This window comes from Butyrivibrio sp. (assembly GCF_017635265.1).
Classification (GTDB): Bacteria; Bacillota; Clostridia; order Lachnospirales; family Lachnospiraceae; genus Butyrivibrio.
This window is the reverse complement of record NZ_JAGBLU010000146.1, coordinates 1-20724: the sequence shown is the minus strand read 5'-3', so window position 1 is coordinate 20724 and position 20724 is coordinate 1. Positions and strand designations below refer to the sequence as shown.

16 protein-coding genes and 1 rRNA gene are annotated in these 20724 nt (G+C 37.5%); 3 read left to right on the top strand and 14 right to left on the bottom strand.

What is annotated here, in order from left to right:
* Positions 1–4 precede the first annotated feature (4 nt).
* Complete coding sequence (locus J6O61_RS18955) at positions 5–1804, bottom strand: C1 family peptidase (protein ID WP_292215874.1); 1800 nt, start codon at positions 1802–1804, stop codon at positions 5–7.
* A gap of 14 nt (positions 1805–1818) precedes the next feature.
* On the bottom strand, positions 1819–2451 hold the full coding sequence (locus J6O61_RS18950; RefSeq protein WP_292215873.1) for a C39 family peptidase: 633 nt from the start codon (positions 2449–2451) through the stop codon (positions 1819–1821).
* A gap of 245 nt (positions 2452–2696) precedes the next feature.
* Here J6O61_RS18950 and J6O61_RS18945 point away from each other — a divergent pair, with 245 nt between their 5' ends.
* The gene (locus tag J6O61_RS18945) at positions 2697–4010 is read left to right on the top strand and encodes a putative bifunctional diguanylate cyclase/phosphodiesterase (protein ID WP_292215872.1); all 1314 of its coding nucleotides are present in this window, start codon (positions 2697–2699) and stop codon (positions 4008–4010) included.
* Positions 4011–4094: 84 nt separating this feature from the next.
* Here J6O61_RS18945 and J6O61_RS18940 read toward each other — a convergent pair whose 3' ends face one another.
* Entirely contained in the window at positions 4095–5201 is a 1107-nt protein-coding gene (locus J6O61_RS18940; protein WP_292215871.1) for a cation diffusion facilitator family transporter, read from the bottom strand.
* A 132-nt stretch (positions 5202–5333) separates the two neighbouring features.
* On the opposite strand from J6O61_RS18940, the gene J6O61_RS18935 reads away from it, so the two are divergent.
* Together J6O61_RS18935 and J6O61_RS18930 are read left to right on the top strand one after the other, a co-directional pair.
* Positions 5334–7208, top strand: coding sequence for a TaqI-like C-terminal specificity domain-containing protein (locus J6O61_RS18935; RefSeq protein WP_292215870.1), 1875 nt, complete (start codon positions 5334–5336; stop codon positions 7206–7208).
* 97 nt (positions 7209–7305) lie between these two features.
* The gene (locus J6O61_RS18930; RefSeq protein WP_292215869.1) at positions 7306–8334 is read left to right on the top strand and encodes a 3-deoxy-7-phosphoheptulonate synthase; all 1029 of its coding nucleotides are present in this window, start codon (positions 7306–7308) and stop codon (positions 8332–8334) included.
* A 110-nt stretch (positions 8335–8444) separates the two neighbouring features.
* On the opposite strand, the gene J6O61_RS18925 is transcribed toward J6O61_RS18930, so the two are convergent.
* The 11 genes from J6O61_RS18925 to J6O61_RS18875 form a co-directional block, all read right to left on the bottom strand.
* Complete coding sequence (locus J6O61_RS18925; RefSeq protein WP_292215868.1) at positions 8445–9755, bottom strand: aminotransferase; 1311 nt, start codon at positions 9753–9755, stop codon at positions 8445–8447.
* Positions 9756–9780: 25 nt separating this feature from the next.
* A complete protein-coding gene (locus tag J6O61_RS18920; protein WP_292215867.1) occupies positions 9781–10674 on the bottom strand; it encodes a tyrosine-type recombinase/integrase in 894 nt (297 codons plus the stop codon).
* 82 nt (positions 10675–10756) lie between these two features.
* The gene (locus J6O61_RS18915) at positions 10757–12475 is read right to left on the bottom strand and encodes a DUF6020 family protein (RefSeq protein WP_292215866.1); all 1719 of its coding nucleotides are present in this window, start codon (positions 12473–12475) and stop codon (positions 10757–10759) included.
* Complete coding sequence (locus J6O61_RS18910) at positions 12476–13765, bottom strand: diaminopimelate decarboxylase (protein ID WP_292215908.1); 1290 nt, start codon at positions 13763–13765, stop codon at positions 12476–12478.
* Positions 13766–13842: 77 nt separating this feature from the next.
* Complete coding sequence (locus tag J6O61_RS18905; RefSeq protein ID WP_292215865.1) at positions 13843–14520, bottom strand: uracil-DNA glycosylase; 678 nt, start codon at positions 14518–14520, stop codon at positions 13843–13845.
* Positions 14521–14542: 22 nt separating this feature from the next.
* Positions 14543–15304 carry an imidazole glycerol phosphate synthase subunit HisF gene (gene hisF, locus J6O61_RS18900; RefSeq protein ID WP_292215864.1) on the bottom strand — a complete coding sequence of 254 codons (762 nt, stop codon included), beginning with the start codon at positions 15302–15304 and terminating at the stop codon, positions 14543–14545.
* Positions 15305–15315: 11 nt separating this feature from the next.
* Entirely contained in the window at positions 15316–15933 is a 618-nt protein-coding gene (hisH, locus tag J6O61_RS18895; RefSeq protein ID WP_292215863.1) for an imidazole glycerol phosphate synthase subunit HisH, read from the bottom strand.
* Between the two features lie 44 nt (positions 15934–15977).
* On the bottom strand, positions 15978–18299 hold the full coding sequence (locus J6O61_RS18890; RefSeq protein ID WP_292215862.1) for a hypothetical protein: 2322 nt from the start codon (positions 18297–18299) through the stop codon (positions 15978–15980).
* Entirely contained in the window at positions 18296–19114 is an 819-nt protein-coding gene (locus tag J6O61_RS18885; protein WP_292215861.1) for a hypothetical protein, read from the bottom strand. The genes J6O61_RS18890 and J6O61_RS18885 overlap by 4 nt, the downstream gene beginning before the upstream one ends.
* A 129-nt stretch (positions 19115–19243) precedes the next feature.
* Complete coding sequence (locus J6O61_RS18880) at positions 19244–20149, bottom strand: chemotaxis protein (protein ID WP_292215860.1); 906 nt, start codon at positions 20147–20149, stop codon at positions 19244–19246.
* A 434-nt stretch (positions 20150–20583) separates the two neighbouring features.
* Positions 20584–20724, bottom strand: a 23S ribosomal RNA gene (locus J6O61_RS18875); the annotation flags it as partial.

Genomic DNA, 20724 nt, shown 5'->3' with positions numbered 1-20724 from the left:
TACTTTATCTGTTATTTGTATAGGCTTTTACAAAAAAATCCTTGTCTGTTTCAATCTCCATATACATCCCATCATCCGATATGTAATAAGACTTCCCACTGGCTTCATAATGATTATGAACAGCGCCCAACAGATCATTCCATTCATCATAATTTGACTCACTCACATAATCATCTGCTTTTTCAAAGACAAGTCTTCCTTTTGTATATGGTTTTATCAATATAAAGAATTTATCATTTTCATTCAGTTCAACAGGATCATCAAATTCAAAGGTATGATATCCTCCACTGATTGAAGACATTTTTTGAGAATAATCAGGCTCTTGCAGTAAAGATAAATCAATCCCCTTTTCATCAGACTTTGGATTTACGAACACTTCCACTTCATACTGCTGATATGTTTCAAGAGCCATTAATCCTATGGCTTTAAGTTCTTCATCGCCTTTTGCTTCATACATCATACCATAGGGATTTCCGGCAGAAGTCAAAGCATATATATAGTTCTTTTCATCTTCAATGGCATCTACGAGATTAGTGATAAAACCTGCTGCCTGATAGTTGTTATCATACCATCTCTCCGTTCCCGGCAGCGCTACGCTGTAAGCTGCCACATTGCCGGAACATGCTGTTTCATCATAGTAAGACAGATAAAAATAGCCATTTTCTCCTGAGCCTTTTCCCCAACTGTTTTTACAAATCCAAGCACCATCTCCCGGCGGCGTCTTTCCAAAATTTGAAGACGAATAACCATCGTCCCAGCCTACTATCAAGACCTCGTGATTAGCAGTAGGAACTACACTTCCGTCAAAATATGAATATAAATTCTTATCATGGTTTTTCCAATAGATACTATCCGCATTTACTCCAACCGAAACTGCCCCATGTTCAGCTATCATGCGCTTAACATAATCTCTGTTCTGACCTGATGCAAGAATCTGTCCGACATCCTGAACATGGTATTCACTATCAAAAGCATCAGATGGCGTTTCATTATTATCTTTAAACAAAAATTCCTTGCCATACATGCTTTTAAAAGAATTAACGTCTTTTTCGGATACAGGTCCCTTCCAGGCGGTCAAAAGGCTTATACAATAATTGGTAACACCTCCTACCGCAACATATCCGGTATCATAATCAAATATCCATGCCCCTTCCTCATTATCGGAATTGACTAGTTCTCTGTAATCACCGGATATATCACCGGCCCTTTGGGTGTCAGATTTGTGAAGATTATAGTAAGACAGATGCTTCTCTGATAAATCTATATCCTCATAGCCAATATTTTCACTATGCTTTAATATATCGCTTTCAATAGCTCCCAAAGCAGCATAAGTCCAACACAGCGATGAATATCCCTGATCTTCCGTTTCCGTAACAAAGCATTTACCATAAACGTCCCTCGAATCATACTTTTGAGGTATTTCTTCCATAGAAAAGGTGGATATATCTGTCGGAATTACATTCTGATATTCTTCATTACTGTAAAAAGCTCCTTCATCTCCATCTGCTATAGTAACTGCCTCAGGAATCATTATCTGCCTTACCTTGTCTACATGAACAGAAGTCGGATTATTGTCCCCGCCTCCTACAACAGATTCCTGCAACCCAGGTGCTGAAGTCGATTTTTTCCTAACTTCATTTGAAGCTAAAAGACTTCCGTCAACAGCACTTAAATCTTCATCATAAATACTGCCGCCGCCATCTCTTCTTGATGGATTCGAAGGCTTGACCGTACCTATAACAGCCCACGCAATAACCACAATCACAACAGTTATGACCGTAATAACAATTACTTTCTTTTTCAATTTATCCCCTCATTTCATTTAACAACAATTGTGTTAAAAGAACCAAAAACAGATTGCGTAAAATCTCTTGAAAATGCCTCATAATCTATATAATGATAGCCGCTCTTCCAGCCATCTATCACCCTTAACATTGGATATTCTTTTCCTTTAACACGCCAGATACTGTACCCTACTACCACAATGGTATGATCCCTGTAAAAGCCTCTGGCAATATTCATAATAACAGGTCTGCCGTTTGATATTTCCTCTTTTACCTGTTTTTCAAAGCTAAAAACATAAACTCCTCTGCACTTGGCCTTTACTCCAAAATATTGGAACGATTCCTTTGCTATTCCGGAAATGAAAAAAGGAATGGTTCCTCTTTTATCGGTATATCCGTAGCTTTCTGCTATTTCTTCAACAATCTTATATGTTTTTGAAATATCATCATAAATTCCGGGAACAAGTCCTTTTTTTCCATAATAATCAAGGACCCTTGTAACAGCCACAACAGAGCAGTTTCTGGTGACTCTCCCGCTTATCTGAGCCATTGATCTGCTATTCATTACAATGGATCTTCCTCTTTTTACAAAAACACCTTTTTCTCCATACTTTTCGACAAAATATTTTGATATATTTGTAATTCCGCCGTAGGGTATTTTTTTCATACGCATTTCCTCATTAATAACAATATAGCGTATTTTAGTATCAAAACCAAGTGCTCCTGTTTTCAGATAATTGTATGCATTTTGCAGGATTTATTCAGAAAATATCACAACAATCAACTTTAAATTTTAGTTAAAATTCTCAATCATATCATTAAATTGTGATTTTTTTGCGAACTTTATGATTTTTGTGTTTTTTGTATGTATAATTAAGAAAAAATAACGCAAAGGAGTGGACAAGTGTTTTTATGATTGGAAGAGTAAAAAGACCCACCGCCCTAGATCCTTTGACAGGGCTCTATTCAAAAGAGCATTTTTTTTCAAAAGCAACTGAGTATGACAAATCTCATCCAAATCAGGGTGTCGATGCAATTGTACTTAATTATAATAAATTTCATTTGATCAACGAATTGTATGGTCGCGGTTTTGGTGATAAAGTTCTCTGTGCAATTGGGGATTGCATAAACAGAACTGCCCACGAACATAATGGTATAGCCTGCAGATACGATGCAGATATCTTTTATATGTACATAAATCATCAGGATAACTATGATTTTCTCATATCCCAGGTATCAACAGAACTTGCTTCTATTATGAACACTCCTGATACCAGAATCAGAATAGGTATTTACCCTGACACATCAATGGCTGCTTCTCTGCAGCAGAGATTCGACAGAGCAATTCAGGCCTGCAATTCGGTAGCAAAAAAAGGCCGCGGAACTTCCTATGAGATATATGATGAAAAAATGCATAAAAGAGAACTCTATGAGGCGATGTTGCTTGACAGTATAGGCGAAGCTCTCAATGAGAATCAGTTCAAGCTCGTATTCCAGCCCAAATATGATATTCATGGTGATGAACCAAGGCTCTCCAGTGCTGAAGTTTTAATCAGATGGCAGCATCCTGACTTCGGAGACGTAAGGCCGGATTTTTTTATTCCTTTGTTTGAAGAAAACGGACTTATAAGACAGCTCGACCGCTATGTATGGAAGGAAGCAGCCAGACAAATCCGTATCTGGAAGGAAGAATTTGGCTACACTATTCCGGTTTCAGTCAACGTCTCAAGAGTTGATATATTTGATCTTGACCTTTTATCTTACCTTCAAAAGATTGTGCAGGAAAACGGAATCGACACCAAAGATTTGCATTTAGAGATAACTGAGACGGCATACACAGATAACGTAGATCAGATAGTCGCTGTTGTAAAAGAGCTCCAGAAAGCCGGATTCATGGTAGAAATGGATGATTTTGGCAAAGGATATTCATCTTTTAATATGCTTACTACTCTGCCTCTTGATGCCCTTAAACTGGATATAGGTTTTATCAAGGATATTGCAGAAAACAACAAGGAAATGAGTCTCCTTGACTGCGTTCTTAGAATCGCCAAGCTTTTAAATCTTACTGTTATTGCTGAAGGTGTTGAAAATGCCAAGCAATACCTGCTCCTAAAAAATGCAGGTTGTGATGAAATACAGGGATACTACTTCTCAAAACCCCTTGACTCAGGAGCTTTTGAATCACTGCTTCAGAAAAAAAACATATCCTTAGCGGAGCGTTTTTAATACCATAGGAAAGCAATTTCCTATGATATTAAAAAGCCGGCCACAGGCTGTTATCAAAACAGTTTCATTGGCCGGTTTTATTCATTAATCGGAAAAATCGTAGTCAAGAGCTATCTGTGCATCATAGCCCGGATACAGCTTTTCTACTTTTTCTTTTACCTGACTTATAAGACCTTTCTTATCCTTTTCTTTAAAAGAAACTACAAGATCAAAAGTAATCTTCTTTTCCTCTTCATCCAGATACAATCCGTGCATCTGCAGCGCATTGGGATAATCCTTTATAATCTCATTTACATTCGTTCGTATCTCTGTTGCCTTTTCGCTGCTGGTATTCAGAGAATATATTGAAATACCTGAAATATAAATCCCCGTGTCACTAAGGACTTTACTTGCAATCTTTCTTTCAAGTTTATCTATCTGAGGAACAGTTATATCATCCGGAATCTCAATATGGGCTGAACCAACAAGCTTTTGATTGCCATAGTCATGAATGAGAAGGTCATATACACCATTAACCTCCGGAAAAGAATTTATGGAGTTTTTAACAGACCTTGAGATATCAGTTGAAATCCTTGCTCCAAGTATCTCTCCTATAGTCTCTTTCAAAGTTTCAAATCCGGTTTTTATAATCATAAATGCTATTACTATTCCAACAAAGGCTTCAATACTAAATCCCGTGGTTATAAAGATAATCGCAGCCAAAAGGGTTGATGCCGAAATAATAGAATCATTTAATGCATCTTTCCCCGATGCAACAAGGGAATCTGATTCCAGCTTTTCTCCTGACTTCTTGGTATAAAGCCCTAAAAGTATCTTTACTATTATGGCAGCAGTTACTATTACAAGCGAAGCTGTGCCGTAATCAGGCTTGTCCGGATTAATGATTTTTTGAACCGATTCTATAAGAGATGTTATTCCCGCATAGAGAATGATCACTCCAATGACCATAGTAGAAAGATACTCTATTCTGCCATAGCCATATGGGTGTTCTTTATCAGGCTCTTTTGCAGATAACCATGCCCCAATTATGGTAATAAGTGATGAAAGTGCATCACTTAGATTATTTACAGCATCCATAGTTATGGCAATTGAATTAGATATTATTCCTACAAAAGCTTTAAAAATTGCCAAAAAAACATTTGCTATAATTCCGACTATACTGGTCTGCACTATCTTTTTTGTTCTATCCATGAATTCCTCCCTGATAATGTAATATAGATTTTATTATTCTCCGCTATCAATTTATACACTTAAGATTATATTCCATGATTTTACTACTTTCAAACTATTGCAAAAGAGCCTAAATTCTTCGATAATGTCCTCATGGGTAAAGAAAACATGACAATAAGAGAAGTAAGTGAATACTTTAATATATCTCAAGCCACAGTAAGAAACTGGATCAGGCTTGGTAAAATCTGCCTTAAAGACGATGAATACAAAAAATATGTATCTTTTGAAGAAGTAAAACGTATCACCAATGATATTGAAAAAACACATAAGCTGACTTCCCGTAGGAATAAGAGTAAAAACAGTTCTAATTATATTCCCAGAAAATATATATCTTCTGCTTCACCAAACATGAAAACAATAATCCGATTATTGGAGTTTGCCAAAGGCAAAAATATTCCGATAGATGAAGTTATTGACTATTATGCCAAAAGCTTCATGACACAGCTGTCTCTCCCTGCATTTGTAGTAAATGCGCTTTCAATAACCAACAATAACACCTGTGATCATGCATACGATTTTTCTGAATTTCCTTTAATATTCATTTCTTCTGAAGACACACTTGGATTTATATACATATCCCTCAGACGCCTTCAGGATAAAAAAGCAACAGGATCATACTACACTCCATTCTTTGCTGTAGATCTTTTGCTTAGCTTCCTTCCTGATGAAAAAAAAAGCATCTGTGATCCGGCTTGCGGAACAGGGAACTTTCTTTTAAGGCTTCCGGATTCTTACCCGCTTGAGTTTATTCATGGCCTTGACATAGATGAGATGGCGGTAAAAATTGCAAGAATCAACATCGCTTTAAAATATAAAGTCAGTACCCGGAAACAACTTAAAACCATAACCGATAACATTATTACCGCGGATTATCTATTAGGGAATGAAATTTATTGCAAAACCGATTACATAATCGGAAATCCTCCCTGGGGCAGTATTTTTTCAAAAGATAAGCTCACAACCTTAAAAGAAAAATATGAATGCGCCATAGGTTCCGGCAAACCGGAATCCTTTGATCTTTTCATCGAAAAAGCAATAAAAAATATGCATTCAGAGGGCTCCGTGATTTTTCTTTTGCCGGAGACTCTTCTGGGCGCCGAATATCATCAGAAAATACGTCATGTCATAGAAAAAAATGCGCACATATCTGCAATTATTTATCTGGGAGAAATATTCGACAACGTGCAGTGTCCCTGCATTATACTTAAAATCACTGGGAAAACCACATCAAAAATAGTGGTCAGGCACTTCAAAAAAACTGCCGGAGAAGAGCTGAATCTCTGTTCATCTTATGAGGCATCTTCTGAGAGAATAAACGAAAAAAGTTTTCATATTCTTTCAGGCAATGAAGCATACAAAATAACAGAGAAAATTCTGTCGGTTTCTCATTTTACATTAAAGGATCAGGCAGATTTTGCCTTAGGGATCGTAACGGGATCAAACAAAGAATTCTTATCTGATAAAAAGCTTTCCGGATATGAAGAAATTCTGAAAGGCTCAGATATCAATAAGTATTACTGTAACACTCCCAAAAACTATATACAGTTTACTCCGGAAAAATTTCAACAGGTTGCTCCTATTTCTGTTTATCGGGCAAAAGAAAAACTCTTTTACAGATTTATTGCGAATGAGCCGGTGTTTTCATATGATACCAAAGGAACTCTTTCACTAAACAGCGCAAATATTCTTATTCCTAAAGTACCGGGCTATTCTGCTTTATATATTATGGCTATATTAAATTCTGACGTAATGGCTTTTTACTACAGAAACACCTTTAGAAACATGAAAGTACTAAGGTCCGCCATAGAAAAGCTCCCCATTGCATACAGCAATGAAGCTACAATGAAAAGTATAGAAGAACTTGCATATGAAATATCAGAAAATACCACCGACCGTGCAATGGGCATTAGGGAAATTAATGAAAAAATACGAAGGCTCTACGGAGTTAGCGAAGATGATATAATGTAAAAGCGCATAAAAATAGGAAAAATCAGTTTACTTTTACAGTTTAAAGTGATATAGTATGTCATGCGTGATTGAAAAAGCTTAGATGGAGGAATTATAAATGTCTTTTGAATACATTCAGAAACTCCCTACGCCTGACGAGATCAGGGATGAGTTTCCATTAACAAAAGAACTTGCAAAGTTAAAGAAAGAACGTGATCAGCAGATTGCTGATGTTTTCACAGGAAAAAGCGATAAGTTCCTTGTCATTGTCGGACCTTGTTCAGCAGACAATGAGGATGCTGTTTGTGACTACGTAACAAGACTTGGTAAGGTTAATGAAAAGGTAAAGGATAAGCTGATTCTCATACCTAGAATCTACACAAACAAGCCCCGTACCACAGGTGAAGGCTACAAGGGAATCACTTCTCAGCCGGATCCCGAAGGCAAAACCGATTTCCATGCAGGTCTTATAGCCATGAGGCACATGCAGATCAAGGCTATTGAAGAATCCGGTTTAACTGCAGCTGATGAAATGCTCTATCCCGAAAACTGGGGTTATGTAGCCGACATACTCTCTTATGTTGCCATCGGAGCCCGTTCTGTTGAAGATCAGGAGCACCGTATGACAGCCAGCGGATTTGATGTTCCTGCCGGAATGAAGAATCCAACCAGTGGCACATTCAGCGTAATGCTTAACTCAGTATATGCAGCTCAGCAGTCACATTCTTTTGTCTACAGAGGATATGAAGTAACTACCAACGGTAATCCGCTTGCTCACTGTGTGCTTCGCGGTTCAAGCAACAAGCATGGTCAGTCACTTCCTAACTATCACTATGAAGACTTAAGCCTTTTACTTAAACTCTATGAACAGCGTGAAATTGTTAATCCTGCCGCTATTATTGATGCTAATCACAACAACTCAAACAAACAGTACAAAGAACAGATTAGAATTGTGAAAGAAGTTCTTCACTCAAGAAATCTTAATTCCGACATCAAAAATCTTGTTAAGGGTGTCATGATTGAAAGCTATATAGAAGAAGGAAACCAGAAAATCGGCGATGGAATCTACGGAAAATCCATTACAGATCCATGCCTTGGCTGGCCTGATACAGAAAGACTTCTCCTTGAAATAGCTGAGCTTGCCTGATAACAAGCCCTGATGATTCAAAGATACATCGTAAAATTATCTGCTACAAATAAAAAGAGCTTTGACTTGTTCAAGATAAAAAACAAGTCAAAGCTCTTTTTTTATGATCTTTATGCCATTTCTTTAAGAAGCTTATCGATTGCAACGATACGGACACAAACTGTGAATACGCTCATTGCAAGCTTCAAATCTGCAAGTGACGGGAATGTAGGTGCAATACGGATATTGCTGTCGTGAGGATCCTTTCCGTATGGATAAGTTGCTCCTGCCTTTGTCATCGTTACACCGGCTTTTTTCGCCCTGTCTACAATAGCCTTGGCACATCCATCAGGAGCATCAAAGCTGATAAAATATCCGCCCTTTGGATTTGTCCATGAACCTATTCCCACAGGCTCCAAATCTCTCTCCAAAGCTTCAATTACTGCTTCAAACTTTGGTCTTATGATTGCAGCATGTTTTTTCATATGTGCCTTGATTCCGGCTATATCACCAAAGAAGCGAACATGTCTTAACTGGTTAACCTTGTCATGACCGATTGTCTGGTATGTCAGCTGAGCTTTAATCTCTTCAAGGTTATTGAGCGAGGTTGCAATTGCTGCTATTCCACTTCCGGGGAATGTAATCTTTGAAGTTGATGAGAACTTATATACAAGGTCCGGACTTCCTGCCTTCTTACACTCTTCAAGTATCTCAATAAGATAATCCTGGCTTCCGTCATATAAATGATGTACTCCATAGGCATTGTCCCAGAAAATACGGAAATCTCTTGCTGCAGGGCGGAGACGTGCAAATCTTCTTACAGTCTCATCAGAATAAGAATATCCCTGTGGGTTTGAATATTTAGGAACACACCATATACCTTTAATGGACTCATCATCCTTTACAAGTCTTTCTACTTCATCCATATCAGGACCTGTCGGAGTCATCTGAACAGGAATCATCTCAATTCCAAAATACTCAGTAATGGCAAAATGTCTGTCATACCCGGGAACAGGACAAAGGAACTTTACCTTATCAAGCTTACACCACGGAGTATTTCCCATAATACCGTGTGTATATGCTCTTGAAACTGTATCATACATAACATTAAGAGAAGAATTACCATAGATGATAATATTTTCAGGCTTATTCTCCATCATTGCTCCGATAAGAACCTTAGCCTCATGTATGCCATCCAAAACACCGTAATTACGGCAGTCTGTTCCGTCTTCACAAGAAAGATCCGCATCAGAATTAAGAGCATCCATCATTCCCATAGAAAGATCCAACTGCTCTCTGCATGGCTTTCCTCTGGACATATTCAGATTAAGTCCCATATCCTGAAACTTTTTATACTCTGTTTTAAGCCTTGCTCTTTCCTGCTCAAGCTCCTGCTTGCTCATTTCAGAATACTTTTTTGTCTGAACTTTACTTGCTGCCATTTTTTTCTCCTTCATTAACACTTAATCAATTTCTTATTCTAGCCCATTCATATGGGTCATTAACTTGTTCATCTTTGGAAATATACTGTGAAATAGTATTGCTGTCTGCATATCCCATTAGCTCCTGAACAGAACTAATGTCCGCTCCATTTTCTACCAAATGTGCTGCAAAAGAATGCCGTAACGTAAAGAGTGTAATATCAGAATCAACACCGGCTTTTCTGACGTATGTTTTAATTAGTTTCCATAGTCCCTGCCTGCTGATGGATGTTCCATTGCAATTGACAAAAACATACCCCTCGTCCTTCAGATTTCCCAGAAGCTCTTTTCTTGCATCTAAAAGATAGTCATGTAAAGCTGTTTTTGCCTTTCTGCCATAGGGAATAAGTCTGAGCCTTGGATCAGAACTGCTCCTTGGAAGACGCAGGCATCCTATTCCCAAATCCACATCAGAAAGCTTGAGATTAACCATTTCCGAAGCCTTTAATCCCGTTGCATATAAAAGTTCCAAAATAGCACGATCTCTTTTCCCTTTAGCATCATCCGAAAATTTCTGAGCAAAAAGCCCTTCTATTTCAACTGTAGAAAGAATTCGAGGAGGATTTTTCTCAACATGAGGACTCTTTAATATTTCCGCAGGATTATCTTCTATATTCCCATTCTCAACCATATATCTGAAAAAGGCTTTCATGGAAGTATAATGCCTGGTTATGGATGCAGGGGCAAAATGTTCATCCTTTAAACTATTTGCATAGTCAGCTATTTTATCCTCTGTAATGTCGCCGACTTCATCAATACCCTGCTCATGCATGTAAGAAGCCATACGCTCAAGATCTCTCTTATATGAAAGACAGGTATTTTTACTGGTTTTCTTAACATTATTCAGATGTTCTACAAACTCATTAATCTGTTGATTCATATTTTCTGATCTCAATGTGTTTAATTGGATAATTGTATACAAATATGCACTTAAGTTATGATACTACACAAAATCCGTGGAATCAAGCATGATTTGAAGAATTAGCACGGCTGATTAAAAGCGGCCACACAAGTGCCAATGAATATGCATATCTGAATTCCAGATTTGGTGCAGCTATTAAAAGAGTTCCCAGCATAAAGAGTAAAAGCCACATTTCCGGTACTTTAATTTTTTTCTTTATACTCACAAAGAGCGTTGCAAAAAGTATCCATGAGTAGGTTCCAATGCTCCAAAACATCCCATAGATTGGAATAAATCCTCCAAGCTTAATAACGATTTCTTTTAGCTTAACTACTACCTTGCCACCGATTTGAGGCATCCAGACAAGACCATAATCATTGCCCATGATTCCATCAATATCACCAACTGCATATGAAAAATCAGGATATATATATCCGCCCAAAAGGTCTATCCAGGCACTGACATAATCGCCAAAATATCTTACCATTAGCCCAGCCCATAGCTTAAAGTATTCAAACTTATTCTCTTCAAGATATTTAACGTTTCCCGCTCTTACAAGTTCTTTAATATTATCTGCATAATCCGGAGCATAAAGTTCATGAATATATGTGGTATCTATGACCATATCAACAAGTTCCTGCTCCTTTGCGGTAAGTGTTCTGTCATTTACAAGCACCCTTGCAATCTGCGCAATAGGAACAGACAAAGATTCCACAAAATCAGGTCTTTCTACACCAAATAAGTCAAAAACAGGTCCCTTTATTATGCTAACGATGATAAGTACTGTAAAAACAGAAACAAGCACCATCTTTATATTTTTTCTGAAAGCATAAACACAGACTGCTGACCAAAGAATAAATGCAATCCATGCGTTAGATCTAAACAAAGAAAACAAAACGCCCAAGACTATAAAACCAATCCACGAGCCTCTCCCATTTACCAGTTCAATTATCATGCACACAAAAAGAATTGTCAGTGCAGCAAATGGAATGTCCTTCCAAATAGTGACGGCAAATACTGCATTAAACGGAACCAACGCAAAAAATATAATTGCAATCATCTCTAAAAACAGATTCTTTTTACCTGACAGAATCCTTATTTCCATAACAAGTACGGAAAGACTTATCGAAAAGAAAATCATCTGAAAAACAGTATAAAAGCTAATAGCCTTTACGACATTGCCTGTTACCAAAAAGCCAATATTAAAAAAAAGTTTTATCAAAAGCGTATGAACAATCGGATGATGATTGGAATATGGCCTAAGCCCTGCTATTTGCTCGTATTGGACTAAAGAGTCTGCAGTCATTATCCCAGGAAATTCATAAAGAAAGTATGGAAGCCAGAAAAACATACAACTAAAAAAGCAAAGCAAAAACACTTTCAAGGGAGTATTGAACACGTTACAGTACTTTGTTTTTATTGCTTCGAGATACTTATTATCAGAAATTGCCTTAGTTTTTTCATCTTTAGATTCAGCAGAAAATATAACCTTAAGGATAATATAAAAAAGACAGACAAGCCCGCCAAAAAGTATGGTCATTGACCCTAATCTAAATAATGCACTATCGAATCCGGCAGTTACTTTTGTCTTTAAAAAAAATGAAATTATCGCTGATGATACAGTCGAAACCATAAGTACAGGAAGTACTTTTTTTCCTGTTATAGCAGATTTTTTATTTAATAAATAAAGACACGCAAAAAGAACTACCGTTAGAGGATTTCTAACGGTAATTCCTAAAATCAACTGAAGTGACCAACATGAAAAGAATGCTAAAAGCACTTAATTTCCCCCGTCCATTATCTTGTATAATTTCTCCATAACACCAAGACAATCAAATGTTGCAAAATAATCCCTAGGTGTCTCGGCTCTTCTTATAAGCTTAACGCTTCCGTCCTGCTTAAGTAAAAGCTCTGCGCTCTTAAGCTTACCATTATAATTATATCCCATTGAATAACCATGAGCACCGGTATCATGAATAAAAAGATAGTCTCCCATTTCAATTTCCGGAAGTGATCTTTCAATTGCAAATTTATCATTGTTTTCACAAAGAGAGCCTGTAACATCATATACATGATCTAACGGAGCATCTTCTTTTCCCAAAACCGTAATATGATGGTATGCACCGTACATAGCAGGCCTCATAAGGTTAACCGCACAGGCATCAACTCCTATGTATTCCTTATAGATATGCTTTTCATGAATAGCCTTGGTTACAAGAGCTCCGTATGGTGCCAGCATAAAGCGCCCCATCTCTGTATATATAGAAGTATCACCCATCCCTGCAGGAACAAGTATTTTTTCAAACTGCTCCTTTACTCCATCTCCGATAGCCTTAATATCATTACCTTCCTGATCCGGCTTATATGGAACACCAACACCGCCTGAAAGATTTATAAATGAAAGGGCAATGCCTGTTTTTTCTTTTATCTCTACGGCAAGTTCAAAAAGCTGCCCTGCAAGCATAGGATAATACTCGTTTGTAACTGTATTACTTGCAAGAAAAGCATGGATTCCGAATTTCTTTGCACCTTTTTCCTTTAAGATTGTATAAGCCTTGATAATCTGATCCTTGGTCATTCCATATTTGGAATCTCCGGGGTTATCCATGATTCCATTACTCATCTGAAAAACTCCGCCGGGATTATATCTGCAAGAAATGGTTTCCGGAATTTTACCAATGGCTTTTTCCAAAAAATCAATATGGGTAAAATCATCCAAATTAATTATCGCACCAATCTTATTGGCATAGACAAATTCTTCAGCAGGCGTGTCATTTGAAGAAAACATGATATCACTACCCTTAGCTTCAACTGCTTCACTTAACATAAGCTCTGTCTTGGAAGAACAATCAAAACCACAGCCCTGTTCCTTAAGTATCTGCATAAGTATAGGATTAGGAGTTGCCTTTACGGCAAAGTACTCTTTAAATCCCTTATTCCATGAAAATGCATCATATACAGCTTTTGCATTGTTTATTATTCCTTTTTCATCATAGATGTGAAAAGGCGTAGGATATTTCTTTACAATATCTTCTACCTGGGCCTTAGTTACGAATGGTTTTTTCATAATATTAGTCCTCCGCAAAATAATAATTCTCCATCACTTTAACATGGTAATGTACAAAAACGCAAGGATTATTATTCAGCTTAAATATCTTCTATTTGCCAATCAATTGGTTTAATACCGTTTTTAAGTAAAAACTCGTTACACTTGCTAAAATGCTTGCATCCAAAGAATCCCCGATATGCCGATAAAGGGCTTGGATGAGGAGCTTCAAGTATTAAATGCTTTGGATTGTTAAGCATAACTTTTTTGGACTGGGCAGGTCTTCCCCAAAGCATAAATACAACAGGTTCATCCTTTTCATTAACCGCTTTTATTATTGCATCTGTAAACTTTTCCCAGCCTTTTCCCTGATGAGAATTGGCTTCATGAGCCCTGACAGTAAGCACCGTATTAAGTAAAAGAACTCCCTGATCAGCCCATTTTTTCAGATAACCGTTATTGGGAATTTTACAGCCAAGGTCATCATTCAGCTCTTTATAAATATTTACCAGTGAAGGTGGTGTATCTGCCTTTCCCGGCAATACCGAAAACGAAAGGCCATGAGCCTGTCCGGGTTCATGATAGGGGTCCTGTCCAAGGATCAAAACCTTAACATCCTTAAGTGGTGTCAAATGAAGTGCATTAAAAATATCATCTGAAGGTGGGTATACCACATGCGTTTCGTACTCTTTTTTTACAAAAGAAAACAAACTTTTATAATAGTCTTTTGAAAACTCTCCGGAAAGTGCCGGAAGCCAGTCATTAGAAATCATTGCCATAGCTAAAGCCTCTCAAAAACATTTATAATCTGACAGGAACATTCTTTTTCTTAAGGTACTCTTTTACCTCTTTTATTTCCAGTTCCTTATAGTGGAATAATGATGCTGCCAGAGCGGCATCTGCTCCGCCAACTGTAAGGGCATCATAAAAATGTGACAGCTCTCCTGCGCCGCCGGATGCAATTACAGGAACATTCACAGCTTCTGAAATTTTCTTTGTAAGCTCAATGTCAAAACCTGCCTTAGTACCATCGCAGTCCATACTTGTCAAAAGAATCTCACCGGCACCAAGGTCAACTACCTTTTTAGCCCATTCTATCACATCAAGACCTGTATCAATCCTTCCGCCATGCTTATATATATTCCATCCGCTTCCGTCATCTCTTTTTTTGGCATCAATAGCCACAACAACACACTGACTTCCAAATTTGTCAGCAGCTTCAGCAATAAGCTCCGGCCTGTCAATAGCTGCAGAATTCATAGAAACCTTGTCTGCACCTTCTCTTAAAATAGCTTTTACATCCTCTACTGTTCTTATACCACCTCCAACAGTAAACGGAATAAAAACTTTTTTGGCAACTTCTCTGACCATATCTGCCACGGTTGCCCTTCTCTCATTGGAAGCCGTGATATCAAGAAAGACCAGTTCATCGGCTCCTGCTTTTGAATAAGCCTCTCCGACAGACACCGGATCTCCTGCATCCTTTAAATTCACGAAATTTATTCCCTTTACTACTCTTCCGTTATTAACATCAAGACAAGGGATGATTCTTTTTGTAAGCATAGGCGCCTCTCTTATACATTAAGGAAATTTGAAAGTATCTGCATTCCGACATCTGAACTTTTTTCAGGATGAAACTGACATGCAAAAACATTACCACTCTCTACCGAAGCATCAATAGTCACGCTATAATCTGTTGTTGCAGTTACTTCATCTCTGTTTTGAGCTCGTAAAAAATATGAATGAACAAAGTAAACATAAGCATTTTCATCAATCCCTCTGAACAAACGTCCCTTTTTGGGGAAAGATAAACTGTTCCAGCCTATTTGAGGAATCTTATAATTATTCCCAATACTGTCCGTTTCAGGAATTCTGTTTATTGTTCCACGCAAAATGCCCAGGCCACGAACTCCTTCCGACTCCATACTGGAGTCAAATAAAAGCTGTAAGCCCAGGCATATACCCATAAAAGGTGTCTCTTTTGAAACAACGGTTTTAATTGTCTCTTCAAGACCATATTCATTTATTTTATTCATTGCATCACCAAAAGCACCTACCCCGGGTAAGACAACGTGATCTGCCCTGTAGATTTCTTTGGGATCTCTGGTAACTATTGTATCCGCACCAAGATAATCAAACGCTTTCTCTACACTTTTAATGTTACCAGCATCATAATCAATAATAGCTACCATCAAGCATCAAACTCCTTCCGAGATATCCGATGCTTTCAAGTGTATCATGATTCTAAGGTTCCGACAATCTCCATTATTCGGATAGTGTAATCTCTTTCTTTCTTTATCGAATTTATTTCTATTACATCCTGATCCTCAAGTCCGTAATTTACAGATAATAATGATTCAATGCTTTCATAAACACTTTGAACTTGAATTTCAACACCATATTTAGCAGCTTCCGCAAGTAGCTCCTCCTGATTTCTCATGGCCATAAGGAGCATATCAAGCGCCTCTTCTTCCATGTTCATGGCAATATAGTTCTCATATCCGTTTAAATATCTTTCTGCCCATGCAAGCACTCTTGACTGCTCATAAATATTATTTTGTTCTTCAGTACGCTCTTTTCCATATAAAAGCTTATAGGCTGTTGTATATTCTCTCTGTCTGTATGCGTTAGAAGCTCTGGTAGATGTAACTCTGTCCGGTATAACCATCGAAGGGATTACAAATAATATTCCCAGTGATGCAGCAAAAATAGCACATATTGCAACCTTCTTTGGTGCAATCGCTTTTTCGGGAACTCCCGGATCTTTAGGAGGCTTTGGCTTCTTTTCCTTCTTTGGTTTTGGAGGCTTTTCCTTCTTTGGAGGTTTTTCCTTCTTGGGTTTTTCCTTTTTAGGTTTCTTTTCTTTTTTCTTCTTTTCCTTTTTAGACTTACCTTCATTACCAAGTTCATTAAGAACCTGCTGATTTTCTTCAGTCAGACTGGCAAGACCTTCAGTAATCACTTCTTCATCTTCTTTGGTGAGAGCCTTAAATAAGCGTGCAAAAAAGCCTTCCTTCTTTTCTTTTTTCTTTTTTCCCTTTTTTCCGGTTTCCTCATCTTCAGAATTTTCTTCGTCGCTGCTTATATCAGGTTCTATAGCCAGATCGCCAAGTGATGGTTCTGAATCATCTTCACCTGTTTCCTCGGTAAGGGCATCTAAAATTTCTTCTTTAGGTATTTCAGAATCTTCCGGTCTTCCTGCTTCTTCATCCAAATGAGCCGTATTTTCGATATCCTCAACTTCATCATTGGCAAGACTGTTCATCAATGCATCAAGATCCGGTATTGCAACATCTCCTTCACCTGAACTGCCATCTGCAGATGTTGCACTTCCCTTGGTATTTTCAACCTGGGCAACTTCACCCTCTGCAAAATCTGAACTGCTTTCAGAACTTAAAAGATCATCAAGGCTTGCTTCAAGGTCATCAAGATTAAAATCATCATCAGAAACCTCTTCAAAGCCATTGCTCTCCGGACTTTTAGTCTGTATTGCTTCCAATGATATATCTCCTTCAGGCTTTGTAACTGAAGATGCATCATTTCCCATTGTAGATTCTACCTCCTCATTGACAGTTTCTTCCATAGTAGACTCTTCAGGCTCTTTAACTGCTTCTTCTACAGGCTCCGAATCATTATTTCCATCATCAACAGCTCTGTCATCCATCACCTCAGGTATGTCAAGCATAGCTTTCATCTGTGCCAGATCAATTTCATCAGCACTTTCACTATTTGAATCAACACCTTTTTCCTGTGTAGCTTCCTCGGATAAAGCTCCATCCATTGCAGCTTCAAGATCCTCTAATGATAACTCATCAACATTGATATCATCAGCTTCCTGCATATTATCAAGAGCATTCGCAAGACTGATTTCTGAATCAGACTCAGGCTCGGTTAGGCTACTACCTGTTGCCTCATCTAATAAATCTGTCAATATTTCTTCAGGAGTTTCAGCAGCATCTGATTCAACTTCATTTTCCAAAGTTCTTTCCAATTCCTCCGGAAGCATCACCTCCGGAGCCATTTCCAAAAGAGAGTCATTCTCCGCTGACTCATCTATAATAGGAGTCCTTTGAGTAACAGGGGGCGGTTGTTCTACGTCCCCTTCTGCAGTACTATTCTCTTCATTATCATTATCATCGGAAAATTTACCACTTTGTGCCTCTGCATCCATCCTTTCAGCATCGGCAATAGCTTCATCAAGAGCTATTTCTTCAGGATCCCGGACATCATCTGCTGTCGGATCGGTGCCAACTGTAAAAGTTGGAATTCCGGAATCTGTCGGCATACTAATATTTTCCAAAAGATCTGCCATCTTCTCATCAACAAGTTCATTTCTATCAAGTTTATCCAATAAGTTTCCAATATCACTTAAATCTTTATTTGTACCACCTGAGTTACTTACAAGCGCAGCAATATCCCCTGCATCACCTTCCCCCGGCAATGTAGAGTCTTTTCGGCCTCCCTGGGTTGACATTCTGCTAAGAGCAGACCGAGGATTATCACTTGACCTGGCTGAATTAAGCAAGCTGTCAAGATACTCTTCATTGTTGGCATTCATATTCCTTTACTCTCCTGCAAAATATAGTTAACAGAATTCATCTGTATAGAATCCGTTTTGTCTTGTATTTCCGGGGTTCGTTGATAAAGCTTTTCGTGAACCCTTATCATACGCGCTTTATTATTGATAAAAGCAACTTTTTCAAATGGCCACCTGATTACTGTAGGGTAATCAAGACCTACACCTAATTCTAGCAATAACAGCTTTGAATTAAGCGTATCAGTTAAAAACTTCATATACGAAGTCCAATTATCCTGATATGCACTTTCATTGTATTTAATAGAACGATATTCTTTTCTTTTTTGATTCAAATATAGCATTTTATCATTTATAAAAGGCTGTAAAAATGTATCGTGTTCGTCAAACTCGCCTTCATTTTCCATAATAATGCCATGAATCTTATTAACAAGCCCCATAAACTCAGAAGTTTTGTCTGAAAGCCTCAACGTATCATCAATATCCGAAGTCTGCAAATACATATAAGTTCCGCATGGATAGACACTCCTTGATGGATCAAATCCATACATAAGAGCATCCTGTAAAAATATATCTGCAACCAGAAAATATTTTTTATCACCGATTATATTTCTAAGGGCTTTATATGCGTTCTCAATCTTAGTATCTGTCTGATAATAGGCATATTCATATTCAATAACCGGTAATAACCAGCTATGTTCCTCATCTCTACAATAAGTCAATAACTTGTTATATCTTTCGTCTCTTGCAAGTCCTTTACTTACCCAATTCCACTCATTTCCTATTCCTATCACAATGCTATCAAAGCTTTGTATATAACCGGCCAAATTTTGGATCATTTACGCACCACCTGTTGTCTTAGATAGTAATTCTTAACTACCCATTATATTAAAATACTCCCTTTGCAGAACAGTCATTGAAAACGTGTTTCATAACTGAGAGGCAAAGGGAGTTATAGTCAGTTAATATTAGCTTGCGCTTGAAGCATTAACAAGTTCATCTATTACACTTACAAGATTACCAATCTCAGGTTTTGACAACTGTCTGTCAGCTCCTAAAGATTCACCTTTTCTCCTCATTTCTTCATTAACAAGTGATGAGAAAATAATAAGTGGAATATCTTTCGTAGCATCATCACTCTTTACAAGTTTCGTTAATCTGTGCCCATCCATGATAGGCATCTCTATATCAGTAATGATGCACTTAATATTGTTAAGCTCATTCCTATCTTTGCATGCCTTGATATAGTCGTATGCAAGCTTACCATTTTCAAAATGTCTGACATTATTATAACCTGCTTTATTAAGTGAATCTACAATAAGCTTATTAAGAAGCTGTGAGTCTTCTGCAAGAACAATCGGCACTTCATTTCTTGGACGAGGTCCAATATCTGAAAGAGCATCCATATTAAGTCCTGTATTAGGATTGATATCAGATACAATTTTTTCAAAGTCGAGAATAATAATCAGCTGATTATCAAACTTGATGATACCTGTTGAAATACTCTCTTCAGCCTTGGAAATAGTTGCATTAGGCTTAATAATATCAGCCCATGAAACCCTATGGATACCTACAACAGAATCAACATGGAATGCTATATCCAATTTATTGAAGTTTGTTATAATAAACAATCCACCTGCTTTTGATGCGCCACGCTGCAAGCAGTTTCTCAAATCAATTGCAGTAATCATAGTATCACGTGGCATAAATATACCTTCTATACTAGGATGTGCATTTGGTACCGGAGTAACCTCCTGATACACAATAATTTCTTTGATCTTTGCAACGTTTATGCCATAGCAATGATCATCGATTTTAAACTCAAGTACTTCTAGTTCATTGTTACCACTTTCAAGCAGGATTTTTGATTCCATTCTCTCACCTCTCGTAATAAATTAGTAAAAAAAGTGAAGTTATAAAATTGAAAAAATAACATTAAACCGATTGAAAATTATTTAAATATCCTCATTTAGTATAGCATAGTTTTCTGAAAATAAATATAAAAAAACAAAAAAGACGGCTATTTGACCGTCTTTTAAGAATTCATTTATAAGTTTTTTATACTTTTAGTTTTTCTTTAAAATTTGTACCTTCTTCACTACCGAAAATGGACTCGAAATAACCTCGTCTCAATTTTCGGTATGTGTGTCGTTAAATTCAAAACTACTTCATTAAACGACACAACACGAACACTGATTTATCTAAATCCTATCTATACTATCTATCGAAGTTATGCCTCAGTTGCTTTGCAACTTCACCATAACACGCTCGAACTAGCTTCGTAAATACCTCAGCAAGTTCTCACAGCTTGGATAAGCCCTCGACCTATTAGTACACATCAGCTCAACACGTTACCATGCTTACACCTTGTGCCTATCTAACCTCGTACTCTACAAGGGGTCTTACTGCTAAAAGCAGGGATATCTCATCTTGAGGGGGGCTTCACGCT

Coding starts and splice junctions, on each gene's coding strand:
- J6O61_RS18885 (WP_292215861.1), bottom strand. CDS start 19,114: ATGATCCAAAATTTGGCCGGTTATATACAAAGCTTTGATAGCATTGTG.
- J6O61_RS18920 (WP_292215867.1), bottom strand. CDS start 10,674: ATGAATCAACAGATTAATGAGTTTGTAGAACATCTGAATAATGTTAAG.
- J6O61_RS18905 (WP_292215865.1), bottom strand. CDS start 14,520: ATGGCAATGATTTCTAATGACTGGCTTCCGGCACTTTCCGGAGAGTTT.
- J6O61_RS18945 (WP_292215872.1), top strand. CDS start 2,697: ATGATTGGAAGAGTAAAAAGACCCACCGCCCTAGATCCTTTGACAGGG.
- J6O61_RS18925 (WP_292215868.1), bottom strand. CDS start 9,755: ATGGCAGCAAGTAAAGTTCAGACAAAAAAGTATTCTGAAATGAGCAAG.
- J6O61_RS18940 (WP_292215871.1), bottom strand. CDS start 5,201: ATGGATAGAACAAAAAAGATAGTGCAGACCAGTATAGTCGGAATTATA.
- J6O61_RS18930 (WP_292215869.1), top strand. CDS start 7,306: ATGTCTTTTGAATACATTCAGAAACTCCCTACGCCTGACGAGATCAGG.
- J6O61_RS18935 (WP_292215870.1), top strand. CDS start 5,334: ATGGGTAAAGAAAACATGACAATAAGAGAAGTAAGTGAATACTTTAAT.
- J6O61_RS18950 (WP_292215873.1), bottom strand. CDS start 2,451: ATGAAAAAAATACCCTACGGCGGAATTACAAATATATCAAAATATTTT.
- J6O61_RS18880 (WP_292215860.1), bottom strand. CDS start 20,149: ATGGAATCAAAAATCCTGCTTGAAAGTGGTAACAATGAACTAGAAGTA.
- J6O61_RS18890 (WP_292215862.1), bottom strand. CDS start 18,299: ATGAATGCCAACAATGAAGAGTATCTTGACAGCTTGCTTAATTCAGCC.
- hisH (WP_292215863.1), bottom strand. CDS start 15,933: ATGGTAGCTATTATTGATTATGATGCTGGTAACATTAAAAGTGTAGAG.
- hisF (WP_292215864.1), bottom strand. CDS start 15,304: ATGCTTACAAAAAGAATCATCCCTTGTCTTGATGTTAATAACGGAAGA.